This is a genomic window from Oceanomicrobium pacificus, from assembly GCF_009833495.1.
In the GTDB taxonomy this organism is placed as follows: Bacteria; Pseudomonadota; Alphaproteobacteria; order Rhodobacterales; family Rhodobacteraceae; genus Oceanomicrobium; species Oceanomicrobium pacificus.
In genome coordinates this window covers 314,320-335,355 of sequence record NZ_WUWG01000003.1, presented here as the reverse complement: position 1 = coordinate 335,355, position 21,036 = coordinate 314,320, and the positions used below count along the sequence as shown (strand labels likewise).

At 65.0% G+C, this 21,036-nt stretch carries 23 protein-coding genes; 16 read left to right on the top strand and 7 right to left on the bottom strand.

What is annotated here, in order from left to right; all coding sequences use genetic code 11:
• Window positions 1-15 precede the first annotated feature (15 nt).
• Complete coding sequence (locus tag GSH16_RS08110) at window positions 16-708, bottom strand: metal-dependent hydrolase (RefSeq protein WP_160853866.1); 693 nt, start codon at window positions 706-708, stop codon at window positions 16-18.
• A 65-nt stretch (window positions 709-773) separates the two neighbouring features.
• Here GSH16_RS08110 and GSH16_RS08105 point away from each other — a divergent pair, with 65 nt between their 5' ends.
• The 4 genes from GSH16_RS08105 (at window position 774) to GSH16_RS08090 (ending at window position 4,012) form a co-directional block, all read left to right on the top strand.
• On the top strand, window positions 774-1,442 hold the full coding sequence (locus GSH16_RS08105; protein ID WP_160853864.1) for a ceramidase domain-containing protein: 669 nt from the start codon (window positions 774-776) through the stop codon (window positions 1,440-1,442).
• Window positions 1,443-1,516: 74 nt separating this feature from the next.
• Entirely contained in the window at window positions 1,517-1,804 is a 288-nt protein-coding gene (gatC, locus tag GSH16_RS08100; RefSeq protein WP_160853862.1) for an Asp-tRNA(Asn)/Glu-tRNA(Gln) amidotransferase subunit GatC, read from the top strand.
• A gap of 2 nt (window positions 1,805-1,806) precedes the next feature.
• Complete coding sequence (gatA, locus tag GSH16_RS08095) at window positions 1,807-3,294, top strand: Asp-tRNA(Asn)/Glu-tRNA(Gln) amidotransferase subunit GatA (protein ID WP_160853860.1); 1,488 nt, start codon at window positions 1,807-1,809, stop codon at window positions 3,292-3,294.
• A gap of 22 nt (window positions 3,295-3,316) precedes the next feature.
• Window positions 3,317-4,012, top strand: a complete 696-nt coding sequence (locus tag GSH16_RS08090) for a hypothetical protein (protein ID WP_160853858.1) — start codon at window positions 3,317-3,319, stop codon at window positions 4,010-4,012.
• A gap of 69 nt (window positions 4,013-4,081) precedes the next feature.
• Here the strand turns inward: GSH16_RS08090 and GSH16_RS08085 are convergent, their stop codons facing one another.
• Window positions 4,082-4,285: a cold-shock protein gene (locus GSH16_RS08085; protein ID WP_160853856.1), complete on the bottom strand. Its 204-nt coding sequence runs from the start codon at window positions 4,283-4,285 to the stop codon at window positions 4,082-4,084.
• A 217-nt stretch (window positions 4,286-4,502) separates the two neighbouring features.
• Here GSH16_RS08085 and GSH16_RS08080 point away from each other — a divergent pair, with 217 nt between their 5' ends.
• The 6 genes from GSH16_RS08080 to GSH16_RS08055 all read left to right on the top strand — a co-directional run bounded on the left by GSH16_RS08080 (window position 4,503) and on the right by GSH16_RS08055 (window position 11,022).
• Complete coding sequence (locus tag GSH16_RS08080) at window positions 4,503-5,303, top strand: TerC family protein (protein ID WP_160853854.1); 801 nt, start codon at window positions 4,503-4,505, stop codon at window positions 5,301-5,303.
• Window positions 5,304-5,521: 218 nt separating this feature from the next.
• Window positions 5,522-6,445, top strand: a complete 924-nt coding sequence (locus GSH16_RS08075) for a 5-bromo-4-chloroindolyl phosphate hydrolysis family protein (RefSeq protein ID WP_160853852.1) — start codon at window positions 5,522-5,524, stop codon at window positions 6,443-6,445.
• Between the two features lie 12 nt (window positions 6,446-6,457).
• On the top strand, window positions 6,458-7,651 hold the full coding sequence (locus GSH16_RS08070; protein ID WP_160853850.1) for a toxic anion resistance protein: 1,194 nt from the start codon (window positions 6,458-6,460) through the stop codon (window positions 7,649-7,651).
• A 71-nt stretch (window positions 7,652-7,722) separates the two neighbouring features.
• The gene (locus GSH16_RS08065; RefSeq protein ID WP_160853848.1) at window positions 7,723-8,598 is read left to right on the top strand and encodes a DUF2927 domain-containing protein; all 876 of its coding nucleotides are present in this window, start codon (window positions 7,723-7,725) and stop codon (window positions 8,596-8,598) included.
• A 114-nt stretch (window positions 8,599-8,712) separates the two neighbouring features.
• On the top strand, window positions 8,713-9,849 hold the full coding sequence (locus GSH16_RS08060; protein WP_160853846.1) for an SPFH domain-containing protein: 1,137 nt from the start codon (window positions 8,713-8,715) through the stop codon (window positions 9,847-9,849).
• Between the two features lie 15 nt (window positions 9,850-9,864).
• Window positions 9,865-11,022: a primosomal protein N' (replication factor Y) - superfamily II helicase gene (locus GSH16_RS08055; RefSeq protein WP_160853844.1), complete on the top strand. Its 1,158-nt coding sequence runs from the start codon at window positions 9,865-9,867 to the stop codon at window positions 11,020-11,022.
• Between the two features lie 355 nt (window positions 11,023-11,377).
• Here GSH16_RS08055 and GSH16_RS08050 read toward each other — a convergent pair whose 3' ends face one another.
• Together GSH16_RS08050 and GSH16_RS08045 are read right to left on the bottom strand one after the other, a co-directional pair.
• The gene (locus GSH16_RS08050; protein ID WP_160853842.1) at window positions 11,378-12,079 is read right to left on the bottom strand and encodes an SOS response-associated peptidase; all 702 of its coding nucleotides are present in this window, start codon (window positions 12,077-12,079) and stop codon (window positions 11,378-11,380) included.
• A gap of 106 nt (window positions 12,080-12,185) precedes the next feature.
• Window positions 12,186-13,760 carry a bifunctional metallophosphatase/5'-nucleotidase gene (locus GSH16_RS08045; RefSeq protein WP_160853840.1) on the bottom strand — a complete coding sequence of 525 codons (1,575 nt, stop codon included), beginning with the start codon at window positions 13,758-13,760 and terminating at the stop codon, window positions 12,186-12,188.
• A gap of 129 nt (window positions 13,761-13,889) precedes the next feature.
• Between GSH16_RS08045 and GSH16_RS08040 the strand changes: the two genes are divergently transcribed.
• From GSH16_RS08040 to arsC, 6 genes are all read left to right on the top strand, one after another.
• Window positions 13,890-14,381, top strand: coding sequence for a hypothetical protein (locus GSH16_RS08040; protein ID WP_160853838.1), 492 nt, complete (start codon window positions 13,890-13,892; stop codon window positions 14,379-14,381).
• Between the two features lie 156 nt (window positions 14,382-14,537).
• Window positions 14,538-15,914 (top strand): aminotransferase, encoded by a 1,377-nt coding sequence (locus GSH16_RS08035; protein ID WP_160853836.1) that lies wholly within the window; start codon window positions 14,538-14,540, stop codon window positions 15,912-15,914.
• 59 nt (window positions 15,915-15,973) lie between these two features.
• Window positions 15,974-16,888 (top strand): DMT family transporter, encoded by a 915-nt coding sequence (locus GSH16_RS08030; RefSeq protein ID WP_160855126.1) that lies wholly within the window; start codon window positions 15,974-15,976, stop codon window positions 16,886-16,888.
• A gap of 32 nt (window positions 16,889-16,920) precedes the next feature.
• The gene (locus GSH16_RS08025) at window positions 16,921-17,259 is read left to right on the top strand and encodes a DUF952 domain-containing protein (protein ID WP_160853834.1); all 339 of its coding nucleotides are present in this window, start codon (window positions 16,921-16,923) and stop codon (window positions 17,257-17,259) included.
• The gene (locus tag GSH16_RS08020; RefSeq protein ID WP_160853832.1) at window positions 17,256-18,317 is read left to right on the top strand and encodes a quinone-dependent dihydroorotate dehydrogenase; all 1,062 of its coding nucleotides are present in this window, start codon (window positions 17,256-17,258) and stop codon (window positions 18,315-18,317) included. Before GSH16_RS08025 ends, GSH16_RS08020 begins: the two co-directional genes overlap by 4 nt.
• Window positions 18,314-18,658 carry an arsenate reductase (glutaredoxin) gene (arsC, locus tag GSH16_RS08015; RefSeq protein WP_160853830.1) on the top strand — a complete coding sequence of 115 codons (345 nt, stop codon included), beginning with the start codon at window positions 18,314-18,316 and terminating at the stop codon, window positions 18,656-18,658. Before GSH16_RS08020 ends, arsC begins: the two co-directional genes overlap by 4 nt.
• On the opposite strand, the gene GSH16_RS08010 is transcribed toward arsC, so the two are convergent.
• The 3 genes from GSH16_RS08010 to GSH16_RS08000 are packed head-to-tail and all read right to left on the bottom strand — an operon-like array spanning window position 18,659 to window position 20,977.
• On the bottom strand, window positions 18,659-20,005 hold the full coding sequence (locus GSH16_RS08010; RefSeq protein WP_160853828.1) for an MATE family efflux transporter: 1,347 nt from the start codon (window positions 20,003-20,005) through the stop codon (window positions 18,659-18,661).
• The gene (locus GSH16_RS08005; protein ID WP_160853826.1) at window positions 19,998-20,516 is read right to left on the bottom strand and encodes a PaaI family thioesterase; all 519 of its coding nucleotides are present in this window, start codon (window positions 20,514-20,516) and stop codon (window positions 19,998-20,000) included. The genes GSH16_RS08010 and GSH16_RS08005 overlap by 8 nt, the downstream gene beginning before the upstream one ends.
• Window positions 20,513-20,977: a PaaI family thioesterase gene (locus tag GSH16_RS08000; RefSeq protein ID WP_160853824.1), complete on the bottom strand. Its 465-nt coding sequence runs from the start codon at window positions 20,975-20,977 to the stop codon at window positions 20,513-20,515. The genes GSH16_RS08005 and GSH16_RS08000 overlap by 4 nt, the downstream gene beginning before the upstream one ends.
• Between the last annotated feature and the right edge of the window lie 59 nt (window positions 20,978-21,036).

Here is a 21,036-nt window from a genome sequence, read left to right as displayed (position 1 = left end):
CGGGCCGGCGCGTCCTCAGAACTCCATCTCTTCCATCACCTCGGGCGTGCGCACATCGACGCCGGGAAGACCGGACACCAGCGCATCGGCCGATTGTTCGAGCAGCGGGAAAGTCTTGTAGTGGCACGGGATCACGGTGCGGAAGTCGAAGAACTTCCGCGCAGCATAGGCGGCGCGCTTCATATCCATGGTGAAATGCCCGCCGGCGCACAGGATGCCGATATCGGGTTTGTGCAAGTCCTGGAAAATCGCCATGTCGGCCATCACATCCGTATCGCCAGAGAAATAGATCCGGTGTCCCTCGCCCGCGATGATGAAACCGGCCTCGGCCCCGGCATAGACCGGCCCTGCATCGCCCGCGACAGAGGAGGAATGGCTCGCGGCCACCATTGTCACCGCGACATCGCCCAGCATGACCGTGCCGCCCTTGTTGAAGCCGATGCCCTCCACGCTCTCGCTGTCCGACCACCAGGAGATCAGGTCGTAGATGCCGACCAGCGGGATCTTCAGGTCCTGCGCGATTTTCACCGCCGACCCGCTATGGTCGCCATGCCCGTGACTGATCAGGATATGGGTCGCGCCCGCCGTTGCCCTGTCGCGATCCGCCGGATCGAAGGCAGGATTGCCGTCAAGCCACGGATCGACGAGCAGAATCTGGTCGCCGATCTCGATCCGGAACCCGGAGTGACCCAGCCAGGTGATTTTCATTGGAGCGCTCCCCTTGAATGTCCTAGTCAGGATCAAAGACCCCGGAGTGCGGACCAGAGTGGCACATGAACTGGCTTGAGCAAATAGACAGCTATTGCGAGCGGACCGATCCGACATTCTGGTCCGAGCCGGTCAATGCGGTGACGAACCTTGCCTTCCTGATTGCGGCCTATTGGATCTGGCGCCGCCACCGGCAAGACTTCGACACGGGCGAGGCGATCCTGATGGGGTGGCTGGTGATGATCGGCATCGGCTCCTTCCTGTTCCATACGGTGGCGCAGGCCTGGGCCGCAGCGCTCGACACATTGCCGATCCTCGGCTTCGTGCTGACCTATATCTATCTGGCCACCGTGCGGTTCCTGCGCTTTCCGCCCTGGGCGGGCGTTGTGGCGGTGATCGGGTTCTTTCCCTATGCGGCGGGATTTGCCACGCTCCTGATGCTCGGCTGGGGGCCGATGAACGGCAGCGTGTCCTACATACCGGTGGCGGTGCTGATCGCGGTCTACGGGCTCGTCCTTCTTTGGCGCGAGCCGGCGACGGGGGTGCGGCTCCTGACCGGCGCCGCGATCCTCGCCCTGTCGCTTTTCTTCCGCAGCATCGACGAGGCGGTCTGCGCCGCGCTCCCGCTCGGCACGCATTTCCTGTGGCACCTGCTCAACGGGCTGATGCTCGGCTGGATGATCCGCGCGATGGTGCTGGGGCCACGGCCCCGCGCATCGCTGCCTGCTGCCTGACCGGCTCTCTTGCGCATGGTCCGCCACGGGGCTAATACCTGCCGCGAACCCATCTGGCTGGAAAAGGGACATCCATGTCGATCGACAAGGAAACCGCGCGCAAGGTCGCGCATCTGGCACGCATTGCCGTGGCCGAGGAAGATCTGGAGCCGCTGGCGGGCGAACTGTCCGCGATCCTGGGCTTCATGGACGAGTTGAACGAAGTGGATATCGACGGTGTCGAGCCGATGACCTCGGTCACGCCGATGGCGCTCTACCGCCGCCCCGACGAAGTGACCGACGGTGACATTCAGGACAAGGTTCTGGCCAATGCACCCGACACGCGCGAAGGGTTCTTCGCCGTGCCCAAAGTGGTGGAGTGACCATGTCCGAGCTGAACAAACTGACCATTTCCGACGCCCGTGACGGGCTCCGCAAGGGTGACTTCACCGCCCGAGACCTGACCGATGCCTGCCTTGCCGCAGCGGCCGGCAGCGAGAAGCTGAACGCCTTCAGCGCCCATACGCCCGACCGCGCGGTCGAGATGGCCGATGCCGCCGACGCAAGACTGAAGGCCGGCGACGCGCCCGACATGTGCGGCATCCCGCTCGGTATCAAGGATTTGTTCAGCACCGAGGGTGTGCAGACCCAGGCCGCCTCGCGCATCCTTGACGGGTTCCGCCCGCCCTATGAGAGCACGGTGACAAGCCAGCTCTGGCGCGACGGGGCCGTGATGCTCGGCAAGCTCAACATGGACGAATTCGCCATGGGCTCGTCCAACGAGACCTCCACCTATGGCCCCGCAGTCAATCCGTGGAAGCGCAAGGGCGATGATGCTGCTCTGACCCCCGGTGGTTCGTCCGGCGGGTCCGCAGCGGCGGTGGCCGGCGACCTCTGCCTTGCGGCGACCGGCACCGATACCGGCGGCTCGATCCGCCAGCCCGCCGCCTTCACCGGCATCGTCGGCGTGAAACCGACCTATGGCCGCTGCTCGCGCTGGGGCATCGTTGCCTTCGCCTCGTCGCTCGATCAGGCCGGCCCGATGACCAAGACCGTCCGCGACAGCGCGATCATGCTGAAATCGATGGTTGGCCATGATGCGAAGGACAGCACCAGCGCCAACCTGCCCGTGCCCGATTTCGAGGCGGCCCTGACCGGCGACATCCGCGGCAAGACCATCGGCATTCCGAAGGAATACCGGATGGACGGCATGCCGCAGGAGATCGAGGACCTCTGGTCGCGCGGCGCGGAGATGCTGAAGGATGCCGGCGCGAAACTCGTCGACGTATCCCTGCCGCACACGAAATACGCACTGCCCGCCTATTATGTGATCGCGCCGGCCGAAGCCTCGTCGAACCTTGCGCGCTATGACGGCGTCAAATACGGCCACCGCGCCAAGCTTGCGCCGGGCGACGGCATCACCGAGATGTATGAGAAGACCCGAGCCGAAGGGTTCGGCGACGAGGTGAAGCGCCGCGTGATGATCGGCGCCTATGTGCTCTCCTCGGGCTTCTATGATGCCTATTACCTGCGCGCCCAGAAGGTTCGCACTCTGATCCGGCAGGATTTCGAGAAAGTCTTTGCCGACGGCGTCGACAGCATTCTGACGCCCGCCACGCCCTCCGCCGCCTTCGGGATCGGAGAGATGGCCGATGCCGACCCGATCAAGATGTACCTCAACGACGTGTTCACCGTGACCGTGAACCTTGCCGGCCTGCCCGGCGTCTCGGTTCCCGCCGGTCTCGATGCGGACGGACTGCCGCTCGGGCTGCAGCTGATCGGCCGCCCGTGGGAGGAAGGCGACATGCTGAACACGGCCTATGCGCTCGAAACCGCAATCGGTTTTTCTTCAAAACCGGAAAAATGGTGGTAAAACGGGGCAAAGAAGGAGAGTCATGAGACGCTATTTCCTGATCCTGCCCTGCGCCCTGCTCGTTGCGGCCTGTTCCGACCGCGAGGTCGGCTATAGCGATGCGTTCACGCCGATCGGCGGCACGTCGACCGCCTCCGTTGGCGGCACGACATCCTATCCGATCTCGGATTACGAGCCGGGCATCGGCGAATTGCCGCCTGACGCGCGCGTGACCCAGACCGGCGACTTCAACGCGACCGTGACCGCCGCCATCGACGAGGCATCGGGCAGCGGCGTGCCGATCAACCCCGAAACCGGCCTGCCGGCCACTGCGGGGGTCGCTCCGAACGCCCAGTCGATCAATCTTGCCGCGTCGAGCCAGGCCGTTCAGGCCGCCCAGCGGGAAGTTGCGGCACGCGAGCTGGAGGAGGCGCGCCAGCAGCTTGTCATCGTCCAGCCCGACGCCCTGCCCCAGCGCCGTAACGAGCAGAATGTGGCAGCCTTCGCGCTGGCCACGTCGCACGGTGTGGGCGAGCGCAAATATTCCCGTGGCTTCGGCGGCAGCGCGAGCGCATCAAACGCGGCGTGCGGGCGCTACCGCACGGGCGACGAGGCCCAGAGCGCCTTCCTGTCGCGCGGCGGACCGGAACGCGACCCGGGCAATCTCGATCCCGACGGGGACGGGTTCGCCTGCGGCTGGTCGCCCGAACCCTACCGCCGGATGCTGAACGGCGGCTGACCGGCCGTCGACCGCCCATAAAAAAACGCCCCGCCGAAGCGGGGCGTTTCAAAGGGTCAAAAAAACTTCTTATACGCGAAGTTCACCGGCGCTCATGCGCCCGTCACGCCCGTCAATCAGTTCGAATTCGATCGGCTGATTGTCCTGCAGGCCAGTAAGACCTGCGGCCTGAACGGCGGTGATATGAACGAATACGTCTTTCCCACCTTCTTCCGGCTGAATAAAGCCATAGCCTTTTTCGGCGTTAAACCACTTAACAGTTCCTTTTGCCATCTCTGACAGTCCTTCAAATTGTGACCCGCACAGCGTGCACGGGCTTCGTAATTTGGCCCCACATTCATCAATCGAATTGACCAAACGTCAGCAACTTAGGACAAAAGCAGCACAAGCACAATCCCCCGTTGAATACGTCACAAAAGTTTCGCGATATGGAACCAACAGGGTGTTCGTGCGATTGCTAAAGCAAGGATAATTTCCGGAGGGACACCGCGTGGAAGAGCTTTTCAACCTGGCCAATCTCGGCAATCTGATGATGCTGATCTTTCTTCAGGCCGTGCTCGGTTTCGACAACCTGCTGTATATCACCATCGAAAGCCAGCGGGCGCCGAAGGAAAAACAGGCGGCAGTCCGCCGATGGGGCATCATCATCGCCGTGGCGCTCAGGATCGTGCTTCTGTTCACCATGATCCAGCTGATCGAGCGGCTGCAAGCGCCCTTCTTCTCGATCAACATACCCGGCGTGATTGAGGGTGAGTTCAATTTCGCGGTGATCGTGTTCCTCTTCGGCGGTGTGTTCATCATGTACACGGCGGTCAAGGAAATCAGCCACATGCTGAGCATTGATGATCTGGTGCATGAGGCCCATCGTGACCGGGCGGGCAAGTCGGCCTGGCAGGTCGTGGCCCTGATCGTGATGATGAACCTGATCTTCAGCTTCGACTCGATCCTGTCCGCGCTTGCGATCACCGACGTGTTCATCCTGCTGGCCATCGCGATCATCCTGTCGGGCATCGCGATGCTGGTCCTCGCCGACCGGGTGGCCGAGTTCCTGCAGAAGAACCGCATGTACGAGGTTCTGGGCCTCTTCATCCTGCTGATCGTCGGCGTGGTGCTGCTGGGCGAAGGCGGACATCAGGGGCACCTGAAACTGGCCGGCTTCGCGGTCGAGCCGCTGTCCAAGACGACCTTCTACTTCTCGGTCATCGTTCTGGTGCTCGTGGAGGTGGTCCAGTCCGGCTACCAGCGCAAGCTGGCAGCGGAAAAACGCCTCGGCGCGATCGGCAAGGAATAACCGCGCCGGTGCGGGTGGCGGAGCACCGCCGCCCGCACGGGGCTGCAGCTTAACAGTGGCAAGATCGCCGCGAAGCTCCTATATTTCACCTGACCAAAGGGCAAGCAGCGGGGTCACATGTCTGGTTCGGCATTCAAGTGGATCTCCTACATCGTTCTGGTGCTGACCATCTGGGCGGCCGCGGCCGGGTCATTTGCGACGCAGACGGGGGCGCTCTGATGGCGGCCCAGCGCTATGGCGGCAAATATTCCCCCGACGGCGATCCACGACCCGACAGTGCCAAGGGCGCCCGCCCGTCACCCGGGAATGCGTTTCGCAATCGCCGCCCGGTGCACCGCGATCTGCGGGCCACGCTCCTCTATTTTGTGCCCCTGCCGCTCCTTTTTTCTGCGATCGGCGCGCTCAACCGCGGTGATGCGCTTGGCATGATCGCCGATCTGCTGGCGCTTTCCATGCTGCTTGCGGCAGCGTGGATGCTGCGCGAGGGGCAGAAGGCGCAGGTCGAATATGAGGCCCGCATCGTGGCCCGCCCGCCCGCGATCCCGCGCAAGATGTTTGCCTCCGCGCTGACCGGGCTTGGCGTCTTTGCCGCTGCCTGGTTCGGCGACGGGCTCGGGCTTCTGCCCGCGCTCCTGTTCGGCGGCGTGGCTGCGGGCGCGCATCTGATGACCTTCGGCCTCGACCCGATGCGCCGCAAGGGGATCGAGGGCCAGTCGGCGCAGGAGCTCGACCGGGTGGCCCGTGTCCTCGACGATGCCGAGGCGCTCCTGCAGGAGACGAGCCGTGCCGCTGCAACGCTCGGCGATCGCGGGCTGGAGGCAAGGATCAACCGGCTTTGCGGCGCCGCCCGGGAAGTGTTCCGCACTGTCGAGGAAGACCCGCGCGACCTGCCGCGCGCGCGCAAGTTCCTGTCCGTCTACCTGTTGGGATTGCGCGACTCGACACGAAAATTTGCCGATGTCTACAGAAACAGCCATGATGCCGAAGCGCGCCGGGATTTCGAGGCGCTCCTGTCGGATCTAGAGGAGACGGTGCAGTCCCAGAGATCCGCCCTGCTGGTGGAGGATCGCACCGAACTGGATATCGAGATTGAAGTTTTGAGAGAGAGATTGCAGGCCGAGGGCGTTGTTGCCCGGTCGTGAGGGAGGATTTGAATGACCGAAGAGATTCGCAGCCAGGCCGCCGCCGCCACCAAGGATGTCGACGCGGTCGCACAGGTGCCTCTGCCTGAACCCAAGGCCGACCTGATCGTGGTCGACACGGCCAGCGCCGCCGACAAGGCCAAGATCGAGGAAGCGATGGCCCAGCTCGACATGGACAATACCCAGTCGATCATCGGCTTCGGCTCGTCCGCACAGGCCGAGTTGCAGCAGATCAGCCAGGCGATGCTGGCCGATGTGAAAAGCAAGGATGTCGGCCCGGCGGGCGACGCGCTGCGCGACATGGTCACGTCGCTGCGCGGTTTTTCGGCCGAGGAGCTGGACCCGAACCGCAAGCTGAGCTGGTGGGAACGGCTGCTGGGCAAAGCCCAGCCGATGGCCGAATTCATGTCCCGCTACGAAGATGTGCAGGGCCAGATCGACAAGATCACCGGTGACCTGCTGCAGCACGAGCATATCCTGCTGAAAGACATCAAGTCGCTCGACAAGCTCTATGAAAAGACACTCGATTTCTACGACCAGCTGGCGATCTACATCGCCGCCGGCGAGGAGAAGCTCCGTATTCTCGACGCAGCCGACATTCCGGCGCTGGAGCGCGAGGTGAATGAGGCGCCCGAGGATCAGGGCGTCATCAAGGCGCAGGAACTGCGCGACCTGCGTTCGGCCCGCGACGATCTGGAGCGCCGCGTCCATGACCTGAAACTGACTCGTCAGGTGACGATGCAGTCCCTGCCCTCGATCCGGCTCGTGCAGGAGAATGACAAGTCGCTCGTGACCAAGATCAACTCGACGCTCGTCAACACGGTGCCGCTGTGGGAAACCCAGCTGGCGCAGGCGGTGACCATCCACCGCTCGCGGGAGGCCGCGGGCGTGGTCAAGGACGCCAACGACCTGACCAACGAACTGCTGACCTCGAACGCGTCGAACCTCAAGACCGCCAATGCCGAGATCCGCACCCAGATGGAGCGCGGCGTCTTCGACATCGAGGCGATCAAGCAGGCCAACAGCGACCTGATCGCGACGATCGAGGAAAGCCTCGCCATTGCCGATGAGGGCAAGGCCAAACGGGCCGAGGCGGAACGGGAACTGATCGCGATGGAAACGGAACTTAAGAATACACTGGCAGCCGCCAAGGCCAAGGAAACGGGCCTTGGGGTTAATGTCGGGGAAAGCGTCGATCCGGCATAATCGGACGGCGCGCACCATGGGGCCGCCGGCCCCATGGAACGGGGGCATAGTACAGGATGTAAGGGCGTATCATGGGGCGACTTCTACTGATGACCTTGTGTCTGGGTCTGGCCGCGTGCACCAGCACCACGGTCAGCAATCCGGATCTTGAAGACTATTATGAGAGCGAGCAGCAGAAGCTGCTGGCGCGGGGCAAGCTGCGAACGGATTACAGTCCGAAGGATGCGTCCTACGGGACGGATGACCTGATCCGCAATTTCCAGAAAATCGCTCTGTTTGACGAATATACGGTCCGCGGCGGGCAATATGTCCGGCGGGAAACGCCGAGCGCGCTGCGCAAGTGGGACCGGCCGATCCGCGTGGACACGCTATTCGGCCCCTCGGTCTCGTCCGAACAGCGCAAGACCGACCGCCGCAATGTGGAGGAATTCACCGCCCGGCTGGCGCGTCTGACCGGGCAGAACATGCGCATGTCCTCCGGTCTGGGGCAGGCCAATTTCCTTGTCATGTTCCTCAACCAGTCGGAACAGGAACAGTTCGCGCGTATCCTGCAGGCGCGCTATCCGAACATCGAACCGGCGGTCGTGCGCGCCTTCCAGAACAGTCCGCGCAACATTTTCTGCGTGGCCTATGCGTTCGCGAGCGAGGATAGCCCCTATGTCTACACATCGGCCGTGATCCTCGTGAAGGCGGAACACAAGGACCTGATGCGGCTCTCCTGCATCCATGAGGAAATGGCTCAGGCCATGGGGCTCGCCAATGACAGCCGGGAGGCACGGCCCTCCATCTTCAACGACGATGAGGAGTTTGCCCTGTTGACCCGGCATGACGAGTTGCTGCTACAAATGCTTTATGACCCGCGTCTGAAACCCGGCATGTCGGCGGTGGAGGTTCTGCCGCTCCTGCCAAGCGTGGCAACGCGGGCCGGGCGCGGTTCGGGCAGCTGATGCGCATATTCTGATGGGCGTCCGGCGTCTGGCCGGGTCAATGCCCGGCTTGAGCCGGGTGCCCGGCACCCGCGCAGCAGAACGGGCCATTCTTTCAAGCCGTGGGAGGCACCTGTGGGCATACTCGATTTTCTGACCGGTGAATTCATCGATGTCATCCACTGGACGGATGACACGCGCGACACGCTTGTCTGGCGGTTCGAGCGCGAGGGGCATGCCATCAAATACGGGGCCAAGCTCACCGTGCGGGAGGGGCAGGCCGCCGTCTTCGTGCATGAGGGCCAGCTTGCAGACGTGTTCCCGCCGGGTCTCTACATGCTGGAGACCAACAACATGCCGATCATGACGACGCTTCAGCATTGGGACCACGGGTTCCAGAGCCCGTTCAAATCGGAAATCTACTTCGTCAACACGACCCGGTTCCAGGACCTCAAATGGGGCACGAAGAACCCGATCATGTGCCGTGACCCAGAATTCGGCCCGGTGCGCATCCGCGCGTTCGGCACCTATACGATCCGCGTCTCCGATCCCGGGCGTTTCCTGCAGGAAATCGTCGGCACGGACGGCGAGTTCACGACCGACGAAATCAGCTACCAGATCCGCAACATCATCGTGGCGCGTTTCTCCGCCACCATCGCGGGGTCGGGCATTCCGGTGCTCGACATGGCCGCCAACACAGAGGATCTGGGCAAGCTCATCGCCTCCAAGGTCAGCCCGGAACTGGCGGAGTACGGGATGGAGATGCCCGCTTTCTATATCGAGAACATCTCTCTGCCGCCGGCGGTGGAGGCCGCGCTCGACAAGCGCACCTCGATGGGGATCGTGGGCGATCTGGGGGCCTATACGCAATTCAGCGCGGCAGAAGCCATGACCGAGGCCGCCGCCAATCCGTCCGGCGGCAACGGGATGGGCGCAGGGCTCGGCATGGGCATGGGCATGGCCATGGGCAGCCAGATGGCCGCGCGCGGTCCATGGGGGGCAGCGCCTGCCGCCGCGCAGCAGCCGCCCGCCGCTGCAGCCCCGCCGCCTCCGCCCCCGCCGCCGGTGGAAAAGGTCTGGCATATTGCGGAAAAGGGCGCGACCAAGGGGCCTTTCTCGCGCGCCGAACTCGGCCGGCTGGTGACCGAGGGGGGCATGGCGCGGGATACGCTCGTCTGGTCGCCCGGCCTCGACGGCTGGACGCAAGCGGGCGAGATCTCTGAACTCGCGCAGCTTTTCACCGTGATGCCGCCACCTCCGCCCGGCGCCTGACCGGCAGGCACCCGCATGGCCGACGCGACCGCCACCCCGTCCGACAGCGCTGCCCCGACGGGCATCGTGGAACATCGCTTTCCCTGCCCGTCCTGCGGGTCGGACATGCGGTTCCTGCCCGGCAGCACGCGGCTCCTTTGCGACCATTGCGGGCATGAAGAAGCGATCGCCGGCAGTGACGAAGACGGGCCGTGGCAGGCGCGCGACGGCATGGTCGAGCTTGATTTCGAAGCCGCGCTCCGCGACGCGCTGCCCGAGGCCGAGATCGAGGAAACCCGTGTCGTGCAATGCACCTCCTGCGGTGCGCAGGTGGAATTCGACCCGGCGGAACATGCAGCCGAATGCCCGTTCTGCGCATCGCCCATCGTCACCGACACGGGCGCGCACCGCCACATCAAGCCGGCCGGGCTCCTGCCCTTCGCCATATCGGAGGAAGAGGCCCGCAGCGCCATGACGCGCTGGCTCGGGCGGCTCTGGTTCGCGCCCAATGGGCTGAAGGACTATGCCCGCAAGGGGCGCCGGATGCAGGGCATATACGCCCCCTACTGGACCTATGACGCGGACACGGCCACGCGCTATCGCGGGCGCCGCGGCACCGTCTATACCGAGCAGCGCCCGGTCCGCGTGATGGTGGACGGCAAGGCCCGCACCAGAATGCAGACCGTGCAGAAAGTGCGCTGGCGGAAAGTGTCGGGCCGGGTTGCGCGGTTTTTCGACGATGTGCTGGTGCTGGCCTCCACCTCGCTGCCCAAAGCCTATACCGACCGGATCGCGCCCTGGGACCTGTCGGCGATGGAACCCTACCAGCCGGCCTTCCTCGCCGGATTCCGGGCGGAGGGCTATACCGTCCCGCTGGAGGACGGCTACCGCGAGGCGCGCCAGATCATGCAGGCCATGATCACGCGCGACGTGAAGTTCGACATTGGCGGCGACCGGCAGGACATCACGGCGATGGAAACCGACGTGCGCGACGTGACCTTCAAACATGTGCTGTTGCCGATCTGGGTGGCGGCTTACAAGTATCGCGGCCGCACCTACAGGTTCGTGGTCAACGGCCGCACCGGCGCGGTCGAGGGCGAGCGCCCGTTCAGCGCGATCAAGATCACCATCGCGGTCATCCTCGGCCTGCTGGCGGCGGCCGCGCTTGGCTACATCATGGCCACGAGCCAGTGACGCGCTCAGCCGCGCGGCATCGATCCTGACATTTTGGGAAGAAGTTGGGGGCGTCGGGTGGGGGCGCCCGACTGGTGCGTACAGGAGCGAAATTTACACTGGGCTACTCACTACACTGCCCCCGTACGCATCCTGAATCTGACCTTCAATTGGGGCGCGATTAGGGCTGCGATTTGGTCATTCGGCGGTTTTCGGGACTATTGACGCGCCCGACTTATCCACAGGCTGTGGGAAACAGGTGCGGGTGACTGCTAAAATTTTCAGCAAAAATCAGACATTTGACCGCAGGCGGTGTGAGCAAAGCGCCCCGGGCGCTGTGCGGCGGAAATAAGGCACGGGCGGTCCTGCCGCAACGTCATCCTTCCGCGCGCCCGGCGGTTTCAGCCGCCGCCTGACTCGACGTGAACGGCCGGTCCACCCGTGCGCCGTTGAGCGCCCTGTCAGCCTCCTCGAAGAGCAGCTGATCCTCGGGCGCGGGCACCATCAACCGTGCCGCGCCATGGCCCTCTTCGCCCAGCCAGAGCCCGTAATCCGATGCGGCCAGCAGCACCGGCATGCGGTGGTGAAGATCGGCCATCGCTTTGTTGGCAGCACAGGTGACGATGGCACAGCTGCGCGTGACCTGCCCCTCTGCATCGGTCCAGTCGCGCCAGATGCCGGCCATGGCCAATAGCGGCGCCTGGGCATCGCGCATGTAAAAGGGCTGCTTGCCCCCGTCTCCGGCGCGCTTCCATTCGTAGAAACCAGAGGCCGGAATGATGCAGCGCCGACTCCGTGCGGATTTTCGGAAGGCCGGTTTCTCGGCCAGCGTCTCGGCCCGCGCGTTGATCAGGAGCGGCCCGTCCGACTTCGTCTTGTACCAATGCGGGATGAACCCCCAGCGCAGCGGCTCGATCCGGCGGCCTGCATCCGCGTCGCCAGTCACCACGGGGATGGTCTGGGTCGGGCTGACATTGTAGCGCGGCACGGGGATCTCGGCGGCGACCGGATCGGGCACCGCGTCGAAGAGACCCGCCATCGCATCGACGGGCAGCGTCATGGCAAATCGGCCGCACATGGCACCAGTCTAGAACGGCCTGTGCGCGGCCGCCAGTCCGGCCGGTCCGGCAAAGCAAAGGGCGCGCCGACGGACGGCGCGCCCCGATTGTTACTGCAAGTCTGCCTTACTTGGCGGCGATGCGGCCGTCCGTGTAGGGCGTATAGGGCGCATTCTCGGCCAGATAGTCCGCCACCACGACTTCAAGGCCTGGACCGTAATCATAGGCGTTCATGGCCGCCTCGGCGAAGACCTTGTAGCCGTCGCCGCCCGAGCGCATGTAGTTGTTCGACACGACGCCATAGGTGGCGTCCGGATCGATCGGGCTGGCCGCGCCGTCCTTCATCACCATCACGTCGGAAATCCGGCTGCCCGGCTCGGCCGCCGCGTCGAACTTGAAGCTGAGACCGGCCACCTGCGGGAACCGCCCGGCGCCCTCCTCGATCTGGCTGACGCCATTCTCCAGCGCCGCGATCACATCCGCGCCTTTCAACTGGAAGGTGGCGAGCGTGTTCTGGAACGGCAGCACCGTCAGCACTTCGCCCATGGTCACTTCGCCTGCGTCGATGGACGCGCGCAGCCCGCCCCCGTTCTGGATGGCGATGTCCACACCCTGATCGGCGACGCGGGCGAGCATGGCATCTGCCACAAGGTTGCCCATGGCACATTCACCGGCGCGGCAGGTTTCGCGTGCACCGTCGATCGCATCGGCGGACTCGGCCACGATCTTGTTGCGGATCTCGTCCAGCGGGCCGGCCAGTTCCTTGATCCGGGCGACGGTGGCCTCATCCTCGACCACATTGCCGTCCATGATGAGCGGCTCGCCCATCGCCTCGACGATATTGCCGTCATCATCGAAGGTGACGTTCAATTCGCCGAGGAACTTGCCATAGGCATAGGCCTGCACGATCGCGGTGGTGCCGACCATGGTCGGGTACGGGCCCGCCGCGCGGTCGCTGGTGTTCGACAGAAGCGTGTTGGAGTGGCCGCCGACGATCACGTCGATCTGCGGCACTTTCTCAGCCACCTCCTGATCCACGCCATAGCCGGAATGGCTGAGCACGATGATCTTGTTCACGCCTTCGGCTTCGAGTTTCGCCACTTCCGCGGCCACAGCGTCAGCCGGATCGGTGAAGATGATGTTCTTGCCGGGGCTGGCCAGTTCATCCGTATCCTGCGGGGTCAGACCGATCAGGCCGAGCTTTTCACCACCGCGCTCGATGATCGTGGATTTCTGGATGACGTCAGCCAGTTGCGGCTCGCCGCTCACATCGGCATTGGACATCAGGACCGGGAATTCGACCGTGTCGATGAACCCGCGCAGCACTTCCGGACCGTCATCGAATTCGTGGTTGCCCACGGTCATCGCGTCATAGCCGAGCTTGTTCATGAACTCGGCCGCGACCTGACCCTTGTAGTAAGTGTAGAACAGCGTGCCCTGAAACTGGTCGCCGCCATCGAACAGGACCGGATTTTCTGCCCGTGCGCGGGCCTCTTCCACGGCCGTCACAAGGCGGGCAGAGCCGCCGAAACATTCGCCCGCGGCATTGTCCTCTTCGGAACAGCCGGAATCATATTTGCTGATCGGCTCGAACCGGGCGTGGAAATCGTTCGTGTGAAGAATGGTCAGTTTGTATTCGGCATGTGCCGCCGCAGCCGTCATGGCCAGCGCGGACGCCGCGATCAGAAAGGTGCGTGTCATTTTATGCTCCCCGTTTGTCATGCGATTGAAAGCCCACTGAAATTCGCGTGAGACTCACCCCCGCCACGCTAGCAACTCGCGCGGGTTCCGACTACGCTTTGTTTGCCCTAAACGTGAAAGGAGTTCGCCATGCCCCGCTGGTTGCTGATCCTGCCCCTGATCCTGACGGCCGCCTGTGCCGGAGGCGGTGGCGGAATCTCGGCCGTGACGCAGGCACCCGCCAACCCGTCTTCGGCCAGCGCCAACTGGGAGATTTTCAAGATCACCCAGGGCGGCTCGGGGGGCGTGGACATTTACAGCGAGTTGCGGGAGGTCAATGGGCGGCTCGCGCTGTGCGGGGCCATCGCGCCCTATCTCAACAACAGCGCCTCGCTCTACAATGAAAGCTTCGTGCGCGACGTCTATGCCCGCGTCGGGGACACGGTCGTGGCCAATTCGGTCGCCTTCTTCAACCGCATCCCGGGGCGCGCTGCACTCGGTCAGGTCGCTTGCGGGGTGACCGGGCTGCCGTGGCAGCCGGGCTATGCGGGCCAGCAGGCGCTCCTGATCCCGCGCCAGATCACGGTCAAGCGCGGCGGTTTCTACAGTTCACGCATCGTGCGCTACCAGCGCCTGCGCTGATCCGATTGGCCTGACGGACGGCAGGGACCGCAACGGCCGGACCCTGCCCTGTCCGCGCCCGTCCGCCGAGCGGCGAAAAGCTTTGCCCGCCCCCCTGTCATCCGGCCTGCACTCCACTATGCTCGCGGCAGAATCACCGACCATAGGAGCAGGACCATGACAGATCTCTCGAACTCGCGGACCCGGGACACCGACAGCCTGCTGCACCCCTATGCCAACGCGATGGCGCTGAAGGAAAACGGCGTCCAGATGATCTCGCGCGGGGAGGGCATCCGGGTCTTCGATGATACCGGCAAGCCCTATATCGAGGCGATGGCCGGCCTCTGGTGCTGCGGGCTCGGCTTCAACAATGCCGAACTGATCGAGGCGGCCAACGAGCAGATGGCGAAGCTGCCCTATTATCATATCTTCAGCGGCCGCAGCCACGAGACGGCGCTGGAACTGGCCGAGAAGATCAAGGCGCTGGCGCCGGGCAACATGGCGCGTGTGCTCTACCAGTCCTCGGGATCGGAGGCGAACGACACGCAGATCAAGCTGGCCTGGTACTACAATAATGCCCGCGGCAAGCCGCAGAAGAAGAAGCTCCTGAGCCGGATGAAGGGCTATCACGGCGTCACCATTGCCAGCGCCTCGCTGACCGGCCTGCCCTACAACCACCGCGATTTCGACCTGCCGCTCGACATCGTCACCCACCTGCGCACACCGCATCACTGGCGCGAAGCCGAGGCGGGCGAGAGCGAGCTTGAATTTTCCGCGCGGCTGGCACGCGAACTGGAAGAGACGATCCTCGCCGAAGATCCCGAAACGATTGCCGCCTTCATCGCCGAACCGGTGATCGGCGCGGGCGGTGTCATCGTCCCGCCCGAGGGCTATTTCGAGGCCGTGATGCCGGTGCTCGAAAAATACGACATCCTGATGATCGCCGACGAGGTGATCACCGGCTTCGGGCGCACCGGAGAATGGTTCGGCAGCCAGAGCTTCGGCTATGTGCCGAACTCGATTTCCATGGCCAAACAGCTGACGGCGGGTTTCGCGCCGCTCTCGGCTGTTGCCATCCGCGAGGATATGGCAAGCGCGATCGAGGAGAATACCGGCAAGATCGGCTCCTTCGGGCATGGCTTCACCTATGGCGGCCATCCGGTCAGCTGCGCGGTCGGCATCCGCACGCTGGAAATCTACGAGCGCGACGATATTCCGGGCCATGTGAAACGCGTGTCGAAGCGGTTCGCAGCCCATCTCGACCGTCTGGCTGACCATCCGCTGGTCGGGCAGGCCCGCCATGCAGGGCTTATGGGGGCACTGGAACTCAGCCCCGACGGCTCGACCCGCATGTTCGACCGCCCGATGCTAACCGGTGCCAAGGTGGCGGCCGAACTGACGGCGCGCGGCGTGATCTGCCGCGCCATTGGAGACAGCCTTGCCTTCTGCCCGCCGATGATCATCACCGAGGCGGAAGTGGACGAACTGTTCGATCCGGTCGAGGATGCGCTCAATGCGGCGCATGACTGGGCGCGGAGCGAAGGGCTGGCGTGAGCGACACGGCGAAGACGGGACCGGAAACGGCCACAGGGGACGACAGCCAGACTGCGCCGATGCGCGGCATCGGGCTGAAGGTGCTGAGCGTCGCGGTCTTCATGGCCATGGCCACCTGCATCAAGGCCGCCGCACCGGATATTCCGCCGGGCGAGGCGGTCTTCTTCCGCTCCTTCTTCGCCATTCCCGTGATCCTCGGCTGGCTCGTCTGGCAGGGCAACCTGCGTCACGGGCTGGAGACACAGAACCCGATGGGGCACCTGTGGCGGGGGCTCGTCGGCACCGCCGCCATGGCAATGGGATTCACCGCACTGGGGCTCCTGCCCCTGCCCGAAGTGACGGCCATCGGCTACGCAGCGCCGCTGCTCATCGTCATCTTCGCGGCCATGTTCCTTGGCGAGGAAGTGCGGCTTTTCCGCCTGACGGCGGTGCTGGTCGGGCTGATCGGTGTGACGGTGGTCCTCTCGCCGCGCCTGACCGTCTCCTCCTTCGAGGATGCGTCCAAATGGGAGGCGCTCGGTGCCATGGCGGCGCTCATGGGCGCGGTTTTCATGGCGCTGGCACAGGTTTTCATCCGCAAGCTCGTGCAGACGGAGAACACGGCGGCCATCGTCTTCTATTTCTCGGTCGCGGCATCGGTCCTGTCGCTTCTGACCCTGCCCTTCGGCTGGACTTTCCCCGACACGCGGCAGGCGCTGCTGCTCGTCTCGTCGGGGCTTCTCGGCGGGATCGGTCAGATCCTTCTGACCTCGAGCTATCGCTATGCGCCCACATCTGTCATCGCGCCGTTTGAATATGTCTCGATGCTCATGGCGCTCGTGATCGGCTATGCGCTCTTCGGGGAAGTGCCGACCCGCACGATGATGTTCGGGGCCGGGCTTATCATTCTGGCCGGGCTCTTCATCATCTGGCGCGAACGTCAGTTGGGCCTGCGGCGCAGCCAGGCGCGGCGTGTGATGACGCCACAGGGTTGACGCGAGCGCGGCTGGTCGGGCAAGGGACGGGCATGAAAATCTACAAGATATTCCGTGCCCCCGAATGGGCCGCGTTGCAGGCTGAGGGCGAAACCGCAGGCGCACCGGTCGACCTGGCCGACGGCTACATCCATTTCTCCACCGCTGCGCAGGTGCGCGAGACCGCCGCCAAGCATTTCGCGGGCGAGGACGGGCTCGTGCTGCTGACCCTCGACAGCGATAGGCTGGGCGATGACCTGCGCTGGGAGCCGTCGCGCGGCGGGCAGTTGTTCCCGCATCTCTACCGGCCCTTGCGGCTCTCGGACATCGAGGCCGACGGCCCGCTGCCGCTCGGCCCCGAGGGGCATGCGTTCCCGGACGGACTGGCATGAGCCGCATTCTTGAACGGGTCGGCCTGCCGCTTCTGCGGCAGGTGGATCCCGAACGCGCACACGGGCTGGCGCTGTCGGCGCTGCGCCTCGGGCTGGCGCCCCTGCCCGGCCCCGTCACATCGCCGCGTCTCGCCACGGATCTGGCCGGTCTTGCCCTGCCCAATCCGGTCGGCCTTGCGGCGGGTTTCGACAAGAACGCAGAGGCGGTGGACCCGCTCGCGCGCGCGGGCTTCGGCTTTGTCGAGATCGGCGCGGTGACACCGAAACCCCAACCCGGCAATCCGCGCCCGCGGCTCTTCCGGCTGGCCGAGGATCGCGCCGCGATCAACCGGTTCGGCTTCAACAATGACGGGATGGAGGCGGTCGCGACGCGGCTTGAGACGCGCAAGTCCGGCGTTCCGCTCGGCGTCAATCTCGGCGCCAACAAGGACAGCGACGACCGCGCGGCCGATTTCGCAACCGTCCTGAGACGGCTCGGTCCGTTCGTCGATTTCGCCACCGTCAATGTCTCCTCCCCCAACACCGAGCGGTTGCGCGACCTGCAGGGCCGCGCGGCGCTGGCGGCGCTGCTCGACGGGGTGATGGCCGCGCGGGATGCCCTCGACCGGCCGATTCCGGTGTTCCTGAAAGTCGCACCCGACCTCGACGATGCCGGTCTGGCCGATGTGGCTGCCGTCGCGCTCGACGCCGGACTTTCGGCCGTCATCGCCACCAACACGACCCTGTCGCGGGACGGGCTGGCGTCGCCCCATGCCGCAGAGGCCGGTGGGCTGTCGGGCCAACCGCTCTTCGACCGCTCGACGCGGGTCCTTGCCCGCCTGTCGGCCGAAACCGGCGGCGCGATCCCGCTGGTCGGCGTCGGCGGGGTCGCCTCCGCCGATCAGGCGTTCGAGAAAATCCGCGCTGGCGCCAGCGCCGTGCAGCTCTATACCGGGCTGGTCTATGGCGGCCTGTCGCTGGGCGCGAGGATCGCCGAAGGGTTGGACAAGCTACTCGCCGCCCGCGGGTTTGCATCCGTGCGCGACGCGGTCGGCACGGGACGGGAGGACTGGACATGACGACCATCTGGCACAATCCGCGCTGCTCCAAGTCGCGGCAGACGCTGGCACTTCTGGCAGAACATGGCATCACGCCCGAGATCCGACTCTACCTGCAGGACCCGCCGGATGCCGCGGAACTGGCAACGGTGCTCTCCCTGCTCGGGATCGAAGCCGGTGCGCTTCTGCGCAAGGGCGAGCAGGCCGCACGCGACCGCGGGCTGACGCCCGACAGCCCGCCGGCGGAGATCATCGCCGCGATGGTCGAGGAGCCGAAACTGATCGAGCGGCCGATCGTTGTGAAAGGCGACCGCGCCGTGCTTGGCCGCCCGCCGGAAGCGGTGCTGGCGCTCTTTGACTGATCAGGCCGGGCTATCCGCCTCGGCCTCCAGCGCTGGATAGCGCAGCCCCAGTGTCACGGCGCGCGCCACGAAGAAGATCATCATCGCCGCCCAGAGCCCGTGATTGCCAAAGAGCGGCGCAAGCAGAAGCGCGGCGGCAACGAAGACCAGAAACGACCAGATCATCGCATTGCGCATGTCCCGCGTTCGCGTTGCCCCGATGAAAATCCCGTCGAGCATCCAGCTGGTCAGTCCCAGTAGCGGCGCCGCCACCATCCACGGCAGATAGGTCCGCGCGGCGTCGCGCACGTCCACCGCCGTTGTCATCACGTCGATGATCGCAGGACCGGCCAGCGCGAAGACCGTGGCCAGCAGCACCGCAGACACCGCCCCCCATTGCGAGGTCAGGAGCGCGGCGCGACGCAGCCGGCTGCGGGCCCGCGCGCCCAGCGCCTGCCCCACCAGCGTTTCGGCGGCAAAGGCGAACCCGTCGAGCGCGAACGCGGTGATGTTCAGGAATTGCAGCAGGATCTGGTTCGCGGCCAGCGTCACATCGCCGAAGGCCGCACCGGTGAACATGAAGGACACCATCGGGATCAGAAGCAGGATCGACCGGATCATGATGTCGCGGTTCACCGCCATCATGCGGCGGACGCGTTCAGGGTCGAAAACCCGCGCCCAGTCCCGCCACTGGCTGCCCGTGAAGGCCGCGCGGCAGAGCCAGAGCCCCAGCCCGATGGCCGTCCATTCCGAAATGAGCGTCGCCAGCGCCACGCCGCCGACGCCCCAGCCGAAGCCCAAAACGAAGAGGAAATCGAGCCCGATGTTGAGCCCGTTGAGCCAGAGTTGCAGCACCAGCACCGACCGTGTCCGCTCCACCGCGATCAGCCAGCCGGTGACCGCATAGACGGCTATGGACGCCGGCGCCCCCCAGATCCGGATCGCCATATAGTCGCGGGCCAGGCTTTCCACCTCCGCCGAGGCGGGCGCGATCCGGAAGGCCGCCCAGAAGACCGGCAGCTGGAACAGGATGAAGAACAGCCCCGCGGCGCCCGCGATCATCAGCGCACGGGTCAGGACCGCGCCCGTCTCCGGTATGTCGCCGCGCCCCTTGGCCTGCGCGACGAGGCCCGTCGTCCCCATCCGCAGAAAGCCGAAAATCCAGTAGATCGAGGTCAGGATGACCGCGCCGATCCCGACCGCGCCGATCGGCGCCGCCGCGCCCATCTGCCCGATGACGCCCGTGTCCACGGCGCCGAGGATCGGGAATGTGGCGTTCGACAGGACAATCGGCAGCGCGACGTTCAGAACCCGGCGATGGGTGATCTCCGCCGGGGGCGTGCCGCCCGCGGATGCGGGCTCAGTCACGGTCGAGATCGAGTTGCGGCATCAGGAAATGGCCGGTCGCCTGCGCAAAGAGCCGGTTGCGGTTGTCCTGCCATGCTTCGACATGGACCGAGGCGTAGCGCCGGCCCGACCGGTTCACCCGCGCCCGCGCATAGGCGTCGCGCGGCAGGCCCGAGCGCAAATAGTCGACGGTGAAATCGATGGTCTTGGGCATGGGCGGGAACTGCCCTTCCTCAATCCGTTCGGCCCATGGGCCGCGCCCCTCCATCTGTTCCCAGACGATGGACCAGGCCAGTTCCATGATCGCGGTGATCTCCAGAAAGGCACCGATGGCGCCGCCATGGAGCGCCGGCAGCACCGGATTGCCGATCAGCGTTTCCTTGTAGGGCAACTGCGCGGTCAACTCGTCGCCGCGCCGCTCGAAAATGACGCCCAGATGGTTGATATAGGGCACCCCGCCCGCCAAGCGCGACAGGGCGGCATCACGGCGCTGCTTGATGACCTGTACGGGTTCGGGCGCGGTCCGGCTCATGCCCCTGCCCCCTTGCTGCCCGACTGCGCCTTGCTGCGCGGGCGCTCCAGCGTGAAAGCCCCTGCCGCCGTGGCCACCGGATCGTCGGGATCGCTGTCATAGGCAAAGGCGCGCACGAAGGCGACCGACCGCGTGGTCCGGTAGCATTCGGCCCGCGCGCGGATTGTGTCGCCGGGCTTGGCCGGTCGCATATAATCGATGCGCAGGTCGATTGTGGCGGTGCCGACCGCGCCGGTCGGATGCGCCATGACCGCTGCCCCGGCGGACGTGTCCAGAAGCGCTGTCACGACCCCGCCATGCATCACGCCCGTGTCCGGGTCCCCCACGAAGCGCGGATCATAGGGCACAGTCATCTCGGCCATGCCTTCGCCGATCGCGTGCAGCTCCATCCCGAGGTCGCGGGAATGGGGAATCGCGTTGATGAACTGGCGCGCGATCTGCGCTTTCTGATCGTCGGACATGAAAATCGCCTTTCCTGACCCCCGGGCGCGGAAATCCGCCTATTCCGGAGTTGGTCACA